Source organism: Pseudomonas syringae pv. cilantro, from assembly GCF_001293775.1.
Taxonomy (GTDB): domain Bacteria; phylum Pseudomonadota; class Gammaproteobacteria; order Pseudomonadales; family Pseudomonadaceae; genus Aquipseudomonas; species Aquipseudomonas syringae_P.
The window spans coordinates 298744-299821 of sequence record NZ_LGLN01000067.1; the positions used below are offsets into that span (position 1 = coordinate 298744).

Here is a 1078-nt window from a genome sequence, read left to right on the forward strand (position 1 = left end):
GTAGTGGAGGTAGTATTCGACAGAGGCCCGGTCGGTTTTGATGGTGTAGTGATAGATGGTTTTTTGGCGGATGAGCAGGCCTACGAAGTAGGCATAATTCCCCGCAAAAACCAGTGTGAGTATGACTGCCCAATGTGGTTCCTGGATGAATGCATCCCACCATATCCAGACGTTGAACAGAAACATAGCTATATGACCTAACCCTAAAAGTAACTGCATTCGCATAACTTCCCAATGATGAGATGCGATGGTTTTAATTTTCCAGTTCAGAACGTCTCCGCCTGTCGAGGGATGTGTTGCTATCTCGGGCTTTACCAGGTTAACGCAGTTTTCTGAGATTATAGCTTCCGGCTGGAGTGCTAATTGTTTCTTGGTCATATCGTTATTCCGCAATTTCGAGCGTCAGGAAGCCGGCTCGACTTGATGACTTCACTTCAAGATCAGTTGCTGTCAAACCATCGATAGACGTACTTCCTTGAGTGTCTAACTCCATCTGAAATAGATAGCCCCTGTCTTCTTCGCCAGGATTTATGAAGTTATATGGATACCAAATTTGCAGTTCCAGGAAGTATGCGTCTTGTTTTAATGGGACCCAGGTTTCCCAAATTACATCTTCGTTCTCGGGAGGCATCCGCGGAAAAGTTAAGTCTTCATGGGCTTTTTCTATACGTTTGCCGCTCAAAGACCCAAATTGACTACTATTTCTGAGCTGCCCCCGATCCAGAAAATCTTCATCCACAGATTGCGCGCCTGCTCCTGAGTGAGCGCAAGATCGTAAGCGTAGGTTTCCTGAGCAATGACGATGGCCTGGAAGGTGGGCCAGAAGCGGTCGAAGTCTTCCGGGGTCATGGGGCGGATCTGGATCATGAGAGGCCTGGGTGAAAGTGGGCTTGAACAATGGGCTGTACGTTAGCTTGAGCGTGCTACCACTTCCAGCGTTTTTCGGTGAACTCAGCAGTGGAGGGGAGCACGGTGTGGAGAAAACTCAGGTACTTGTTGAACAGCACCTCGTGCCGGAATCGAGCCTCGAAGCCCAGCGTGACGTCGGTACGGTGGGTGACGATCATCAGACGCTTGC

The 1078-nt window shown here is 49.2% G+C and carries 1 protein-coding gene and 3 pseudogenes; all 4 read right to left on the reverse strand.

Annotation, left to right across the window (positions count from 1 at the left end; translation table 11 throughout):
- Window positions 1-378 (reverse strand): annotated as a pseudogene (locus tag ABJ99_RS29280) (permease); the annotation flags it as partial.
- A gap of 4 nt (window positions 379-382) precedes the next feature.
- On the reverse strand, window positions 383-739 hold the full coding sequence (locus tag ABJ99_RS18600; RefSeq protein WP_230081052.1) for a hypothetical protein: 357 nt from the start codon (window positions 737-739) through the stop codon (window positions 383-385).
- Window positions 727-867, reverse strand: a pseudogene (locus ABJ99_RS28360) (GNAT family N-acetyltransferase); the annotation flags it as partial. The gene ABJ99_RS18600 and the pseudogene ABJ99_RS28360, both read right to left, overlap by 13 nt.
- A 56-nt stretch (window positions 868-923) precedes the next feature.
- Window positions 924-1078: pseudogene (locus ABJ99_RS18605) on the reverse strand (permease); the annotation flags it as partial.